The following is a 7,190-nucleotide window of genomic DNA, read 5'->3' on the forward strand; positions in this document are numbered from 1 at the left end:
CTTCTGGCAAATCTCCAAACAATCTGAATCCAACCGCCGCAAAAGACTGCGGAGCCTAGGGGGGTCTTGTAACACCCCCCTCTACGAATACGAAAACGTAAGAGAGAGTAGATGACAGCAGATATCCTTCATGCGGGCTTTGATGGGCTGAAGTTCACTGTTCAAACCGATATTCCGGCGGAACTGCGCAGGGAATTGGCTTCCGCGAAACATTACGCAAAGGACACGCATAGCGACTGCATCGTCAAATATGGCGACGTGGCTCTAAGCGTTACCCACAAAGGCGCGCGGGGCTTTACTTGCCATACGGGGGATCATGGTGCGGTTTGGCTGTTCCAAGACCCAGAAGACCCGATTCCGAATAATCCCAACATAACAGTAGACTTCCGCGCCTTTGGATTGGCAACGGGTGGCCTTGAGGGGGCAGAAAAGCACTTTCGGGAATGTATGGAAGCATTTGCCATTCCCTATGTTGAAACCCAGCTGCGCGTTGCCCGCGCGGATTTTGCCGTGGATATCCTCGCACCGTGGTTTGAACCGAACCGCTCCGCTCTTGTAGTTCCCCCTAAGACTAAAATTACTGAATACACAGGCGTTGATGAAACTGCGACAGTCGCAAGCGGCGCAAGAGTGACAGGACTGCGCGCCGGAGCCGTGGCCAACCGACAGCTTGCAATCTATGACAAACGCGCGGAAGTGCTTCAAACAAACAAAATGGGGTGGCTTACGATTTGGAATGCCGCACGGGAAAAACTCGACAAACCGCCATTAGACTTAACCGATAGAGAGGCCAGCCAAGTTTGGCGTTTTGAATTGCGCCTCGGCTCAAGACAGTTGCGCACACGCTACGAGATGCGGAACTGGAAGGATGTACGCGACATGATCGGAGACGCCTTCACAGACGCGTTAGGACGTATTCGCTACACAATCCCCACATTAGACTCCAATCGCGCTCGCTGGCCCGCTCACGAGCTTTGGGTGCTGGTTGTGCGCGCAATCAAGGATAGGATTTATTTCTACCAATCCGGTGTCGAGCCAAGTGATGTGATCTTTGCCAACCGCATTGCCAAACAGCGAGAGCTGGACGCGCAAATCGCAGGGTTGTTCGTGACCCGCGCAGCGATATCCTATGTGACGGGCGATGAGTTCGGAGACTTCTTAGAGCAGCATGTGCAAACCATAGAGCGCTTTGTGAGCGAGCATAAGTCACCAGTGGCAGAGAGGATTAGCAAGGCAAGGGCGAGGTATCGGTTAGAGTAACCTAGGCGAAGGTTGTGCACTAAATGCTAATTACTCGATGCTTCAGTTGTTGCCATTGATATTTCGGCCCGAGTTTATCCATCCTAAGATTGCTACTGCAGGGTTCTTTGGACATCCATGGAAAAATTAGTTTCAAATCATTTCATTTAAGCCGAGATAGCAAAGTTTCAAAGAAAAAGTCGCGCAGAGCTAAACGCCCACTTGCATTATACAACCCAAAGCAGCAAATTCTTCCGGAAACACAGCGAATTAAGAGGTTTAGTGTGCAAATCGGCCTACGCATTTACAAAGTTCAAGTTTACCACAACCATAATTCCGAAGTACTAACTTCTGACAGCGGTCCCGCTGATCTGCTAAATTTCGTCAAAGTTTGTTGTAGTGCTTTCTCAACTAACCAGTTGGATGATGGGACTTCAAAAGTAGTGCGGTTTGAGCCAAAACCGGATTGCACCAACGGCGCTCACGGCCTGCTGAAGTACGGGAAGTACGGGTATGGTTCACAGGTAGAAGATCGTACTTCCGGCATAATTCAACATACGCGAACAGTGGATCAGGCAGACACTATCCCGTTATACTATCGCTTTTGGTTTGCTCCGGGAAAATCCTATGGTCTCTTGGCGCTGCAATCTTTTGGTGGAAACTCCTGTGTCGATATCGTGAACCGAGCATTGGTTGAAGCGCACAAACAAATGTACGAAGACTGGCAATTGACGATGGCGAAGGTGATGCCCAATGACGTCAAATTGTACGGCGACAAAGACGTCCGCTCGATTCAGATGGTTGCAAGGAATACTGACCAAAATCTTATAGAAAAAGCATTACGGCCCACAGATTCTGAAACTAAAATTGATCTCGAGTTTTCTTTGAGAGCAAAAGGGAAGGGAAGCTTCGGAAAATTGAAAGATATTAATAAAAAGATTGCTGACCATCTGGAAATTGGGGGAATGGGATTTTCTGGCGCCTACGCAAGTGTAAAAGTCGGGTCCTCATTTAAGAAGATCGGTATTATTGGGGTTTCCAGTACCGCAGGTGTCATTGACTTAACGGACGATGTTGTATTGGACGCAAACAAACACCCGACTTTTGATAGTATAAGCAATGTAACACATGTTCAAATTATTGACTTTGCAAGACTACTAAAATGAAAGGACACCTCAACATAGTTTGCATTTATAACGATTTTTGGGCAGCACTTGCTCGGAATTTGTCAAAATTGCAGTTTCTTTTAGTTGTTGTTTCATTTTTCGTTGCCCCTATCGGCGTTGGAGTAATTACTCACGAACTTTGTATTACTATTCCCGCGGAGCAATTTTCCTCTTTGATCTCAACATACGCAATATTCTCAGCCCTTCTTTTTGGGGCACAAATTTCTGCATTCTCCATTTTCAGCAGCATGACGGATTATCAGAAATCAAGAATCGAACAGGATGAGCCAGATCAAGTTTTGAAAGCTTCTGTTGAGGCTGATGCTACACAGAGGATTTCCGACCTTAAAATGGCGTTCAAAGACATAAATGCAAATATATCATACTTAATACTTACCTCCGTGGTATTGTTAAGTATTCTAATATTTTCAGCCATTGCTGAAGCCGCAAACGCGCTTGTGAGTGCTATAGTAATATCGCTCACTGTTCACTTGGTTCTAGTACTGACAATGGTTATAAAACAGTGCCATTTGATTTTTGGTGCTGCTTACTCCGATTAGTACTAGTTCCCTGAGCTATCAGCTTTGCCAAAGAAAAGTGATTTCAAATCGAACAAACAAGTCTCGCTAAACTACTAGCTAATCACACGTAAACATATTCAAGTTGAACGCATTCTATAGCAGCAGCTTAATAGAAACGCTTTTATCTACTGAGTATTTCCCGCAACTCCTCTACCGAGAGCCAAGGTCTTTTAGCATGAACCATTCGATGGCAATTCGCACAAAGCAAGGCCAACTCATTTAGCTTTGTCTTGGCGGCCGCCTCCATCTCAGAAACTGGTAAGGTATGGTGACATTCAATGAAGTGCTCGCCCCGCGCACCATAGACGGTTTCAAAATTGAACCCGCAAGCTTCACAGAACAACGCCCCGTGTTTTGCATGAAAGGAGCGCTTTTTTTCATGCACGATTTTCTGACTTCGTTCGCGATATCGATGTACTCGCGAAGCCAATCTACCCTCTAGCGCTTCCGTTTCGTCATCATCGCCACCATTGAGTTCTTCAACAGTGATGCCTTCAAGGTTGAACAGGTCCATTGTTTCGCGAATACGCTGGGCCGCTTGTCTTAGTACGAGATCACTCAAATCCCAACATTCCTTTTCAATCCTACGCTGCTTGCGCCCTAATCCTTTCCCTAGATACCCAGGGTCGTACTTACGTAGCTCCATTAACTTCATGTATACGCCAGCAGCGTTGCGGAAGGTTTCTCCACCTCTCAAATTCAAGCAGCTAGCGACTGCTCTTATCTCTTCAGATAGTGCAATCAATTCTGGGTGAGATTTTCCGGGAATAGAAGGCCTGTGCTGCTTGTAGAACTGCGTTGCAAGAATGAGTTCGTCTCTTGTCCAATCTGGGTTTTTCATATCATTGGCACCAATTTCCGGGCCTTGGAGGACAACTCGTCCGTCCGCAAATATAGCGAACAGCAAGGCCCTCAGAGATTAATGTTTTTCCTACGTCTTTTCCATCCACATAGAGGATGCCACATTCACGCCCATAGTTGCATGCTTTCGTCCCTTCGGTTCCCGGACGACAAGCACAAGCCACACGTTGAAATTCTATTCTCTGCCCACTCCGAACAATTTCATTGAGTCTAGCGGTAGCACGTTGACCTTGAACATATTCTTGATTGCAGGCTGCCGAACCAACTTCGGGAGTATTAAACCCGACAAGGCGAACGTTAGCGTCTACCCCGCGAATAGTTACTGTATCACCATCAATCACCTTTACCGCCCCCGCACCGATCAATCTACCATTCGCGGCAACCGATTTATAACCAGTCTTCGGAGGTTGAGTGGAAAGATATTGGGAGGTCATCCAACCGATACCGAGCGACGACTGAATTTGCGTCCACCCTCCTTGTGTGCCGATTTTTTTGACGTCGGTTCCCCTTGAAAGGGTTCCCATCACTTGATTACTCGTACTTGGCCCAACCCGCTGGTTCACTGCAAAACCTGTTACATAAAGTGTTGGATTGCCTATCTTAAAGCTCTGAGTCCTGTGGTTCTGCAAAGTAGTAGTTGTTTTGTTCGGGGAGATATCAGATAACCCACCAAACAATCCAATTGCCCCCACAACAATGAAAATAGGCAGAACGAATTTTCTTTCTATTCTTCTAATCGCCCGTCTTGGTGCGTAGATTGATTTTATTGGCGAGGTAGGCCACCGATAATGCTTAGACCTATGACTAGATTGATTTTGGGTTGTTTTTGAGGTGCTATTAAGTTGACGCTTAGGTGGTTTGTACTCTGGCCCGCGTAAGGCATTCGCACCTAGGGACTTTTGTACTTCATCCGATAAACTTAACAACGAGTGCAGCTTTTGATATTGGCGGGCACTAAGACGTGTTCGCGCGCCATACAGGGAAAATCGTTTCTCCATATCGGTAAGAAAGGACCGCTCCCAATCGTTTAGATCATCTCTCGAAAGTCGTTCAGTCAACCGATTCTGAATGAGCTCAGTACGTTCTTGAGAAAAGGGCATTTCAACCAATTTTTTTGCTAACTGTTTATAACAAAGAAATTCGATCTGTATCCGCTATGCAAGGGCGAATATGCGCCACAATCGCTTCCACATTGCTTCCACAAGAGTTGCAGGCAACACTAGCGACCGCCCAGAGGTGGCGTGCAAGTCACTGCAAAATATAGTTATTTGTTTGGTTGCGGGAGTAGGATTTGAACCTACGACCTTCAGGTTATGAGCCTGACGAGCTACCGGGCTGCTCCATCCCGCGCCACTTTGGCGTATTTGCCAAGTTACGCGCCCCGGCGTTTTAAGTTTTGCGGGGCTTTTCTCGTTTGAGAGATACGATATTGTTTGTGTTTCTTACTAGGTTTGGCGGCGACCTACTCTCCCACGCCTTAAGACGCAGTACCATCGGCGCAACAGTGCTTAACTGCCGAGTTCGGGATGGGATCGGGTGTTTCACTTGTGCCATGACCACCAAACCGAGAAAGAAACACCAGCGTGCTTTTTTGAAGCACGCTGTACATCAGTTTTCCAAGTGTTTTCCGCTGTTTGTGTAAAAGTGTATGCTTTTGATTTTGTCAGTATTAGCGATGTCTCGCTTCTACTGGATCAAATCAAGCCTATCGAGCAATTAGTACCAGTCAACTGAACGCGTTACCGCGCTTACATCTCTGGCCTATCGACGAGGTGGTCTACCTCGGCTCTCAGGGAGATCTTGTTTTGAAGGGGGCTTCCCGCTTAGATGCCTTCAGCGGTTATCCTGTCCGATCATAGCTACCCAGCACTGCCATTGGCATGACAACTGGTCCACCAGTGGATCGTTCACCCCGGTCCTCTCGTACTAGGGGCAACTCTTCTCAAATCTCCTACACCCACGGCAGATAGGGACCGAACTGTCTCACGACGTTCTAAACCCAGCTCACGTACCTCTTTAAACGGCGAACAGCCGTACCCTTGGGACCTGCTCCAGCCCCAGGATGAGATGAGCCGACATCGAGGTGCCAAACACTGCCGTCGATATGAGCTCTTGGGCAGTATCAGCCTGTTATCCCCGGCGTACCTTTTATCCGTTGAGCGATGGCCCTTCCACTCGGGACCACCGGATCACTATGGCCGTCTTTCGACTCTGCTCGACTTGTCAGTCTCGCAGTCAGGCTGGCTTCTGCCATTGCACTCAACGAGCGATTTCCGACCGCTCTGAGCCAACCTTCGCGCGCCTCCGTTACTCTTTGGGAGGCGACCGCCCCAGTCAAACTACCCGCCACACAGGGTCCCGGATCCGGATAACGGACCGCGGTTAGACATCAAACAGAATTAGGGTGGTATCTCAAGGGAGGCTCCACCGAAACTGGCGTTCCGGTTTCAAAGCCCACCACCTATCCTGCACAAATTGTGTCTGATGCCAGTGTGAAGCTGTAGTAAAGGTGCACGGGGTCTTTCCGTCTAACCGCGGGAAGCCTGCATCTTGACAGGCAATTCAATTTCGCTGAGTCCACATTTGAGACAGCGGGGAAGTCGTTACGCCATTCGTGCAGGTCGGAACTTACCCGACAAGGAATTTCGCTACCTTAGGACCGTTATAGTTACGGCCGCCGTTTACCTGGGCTTCAATTCGGAGCTCTCACTCCTCCTTTTAACCTTCAGGCACCGGGCAGGCGTCAGACCCTATACGTCGTCTTGCGACTTCGCAGAGCCCTGTGTTTTTAGTAAACAGTCGCCACCCCCTGGTTTGTGCCCCCGACCAAGACTTGCGTCCTAATCGGGCCTCCTTCTCGCGAACTTACGGAGGTATTTTGCCGAGTTCCTTAAATGTGGTTCTCTCAAGCGCCTTGGTATTCTCTACCAGTCCACCTGTGTTGGTTTAGGGTACGATCTAATGGAGGGCTATTTCCAGGAACCTCTAAGCAGCCCATTCAATCCAATAAGGATGAACTACCTTCGAGATCCGTCACATCCTCCTGGCCCAGGAATATTAACCTGGTTCCCATCGACTACGCCTTTCGGCCTCGCCTTAGGGGTCGGCTTACCCTGCTCAGATTAACTTTAAGCAGGAACCCTTGGACTTTCGGCGACAGGGTCTCTCACCCTGTTTGTCGCTACTCATGTCATCATTCTCACTAGTGATCTCTCCACCGGATCGCTCACGCGCCGGCTTCACAGAAAGCTCCTTATCCTCCAAGGCTTTCCGAAGAAAGCTAAAGAGGATGGGAACTATGTCACACTACGCTCTGCTACCATGCAATAAATGCATCCTAAGC

At 48.4% G+C, this 7,190-nt stretch carries 5 protein-coding genes, 1 tRNA gene and 2 rRNA genes (1 of these 8 running past the window's edge); 3 read left to right on the forward strand and 5 right to left on the reverse strand.

Annotated elements, in window-relative coordinates; all coding sequences use genetic code 11:
* Window positions 1-111: 111 nt before the first annotated feature.
* The 3 genes from OU789_RS16750 to OU789_RS16760 all read left to right on the forward strand — a co-directional run bounded on the left by OU789_RS16750 (window position 112) and on the right by OU789_RS16760 (window position 2,965).
* On the forward strand, window positions 112-1,260 hold the full coding sequence (locus OU789_RS16750) for a hypothetical protein (protein WP_274656933.1): 1,149 nt from the start codon (window positions 112-114) through the stop codon (window positions 1,258-1,260).
* Window positions 1,261-1,367: 107 nt separating this feature from the next.
* Window positions 1,368-2,405 (forward strand): hypothetical protein, encoded by a 1,038-nt coding sequence (locus tag OU789_RS16755; protein WP_274656934.1) that lies wholly within the window; start codon window positions 1,368-1,370, stop codon window positions 2,403-2,405.
* Entirely contained in the window at window positions 2,402-2,965 is a 564-nt protein-coding gene (locus OU789_RS16760; RefSeq protein ID WP_274656936.1) for a hypothetical protein, read from the forward strand. The genes OU789_RS16755 and OU789_RS16760 overlap by 4 nt, the downstream gene beginning before the upstream one ends.
* Window positions 2,966-3,107: 142 nt before the next feature.
* Here OU789_RS16760 and OU789_RS16765 read toward each other — a convergent pair whose 3' ends face one another.
* The 5 genes from OU789_RS16765 to OU789_RS16785 form a co-directional block, all read right to left on the reverse strand.
* Window positions 3,108-3,827: an HNH endonuclease gene (locus OU789_RS16765; protein WP_274656938.1), complete on the reverse strand. Its 720-nt coding sequence runs from the start codon at window positions 3,825-3,827 to the stop codon at window positions 3,108-3,110.
* 1 nt (window position 3,828) lies between these two features.
* Complete coding sequence (locus OU789_RS16770) at window positions 3,829-4,947, reverse strand: SH3 domain-containing protein (RefSeq protein WP_274656940.1); 1,119 nt, start codon at window positions 4,945-4,947, stop codon at window positions 3,829-3,831.
* 173 nt (window positions 4,948-5,120) lie between these two features.
* Window positions 5,121-5,197 (reverse strand) — tRNA-Met (locus tag OU789_RS16775).
* A 99-nt stretch (window positions 5,198-5,296) separates the two neighbouring features.
* Window positions 5,297-5,411 (reverse strand): 5S ribosomal RNA (gene rrf / locus OU789_RS16780).
* A 131-nt stretch (window positions 5,412-5,542) separates the two neighbouring features.
* A 23S ribosomal RNA gene (locus OU789_RS16785) occupies window positions 5,543-7,190 on the reverse strand (it continues 1,182 nt past the right edge of the window).

The sequence above is a fragment of the Halocynthiibacter sp. C4 genome (assembly GCF_028823805.1).
In the GTDB taxonomy this organism is placed as follows: Bacteria; Pseudomonadota; Alphaproteobacteria; order Rhodobacterales; family Rhodobacteraceae; genus Falsihalocynthiibacter; species Falsihalocynthiibacter halioticoli.

Coding starts and splice junctions, on each gene's coding strand:
- OU789_RS16750 (WP_274656933.1), top strand. CDS start 112: ATGACAGCAGATATCCTTCATGCGGGCTTTGATGGGCTGAAGTTCACT.
- OU789_RS16760 (WP_274656936.1), top strand. CDS start 2,402: ATGAAAGGACACCTCAACATAGTTTGCATTTATAACGATTTTTGGGCA.
- OU789_RS16765 (WP_274656938.1), bottom strand. CDS start 3,827: ATGAAAAACCCAGATTGGACAAGAGACGAACTCATTCTTGCAACGCAG.
- OU789_RS16770 (WP_274656940.1), bottom strand. CDS start 4,947: ATGCCCTTTTCTCAAGAACGTACTGAGCTCATTCAGAATCGGTTGACT.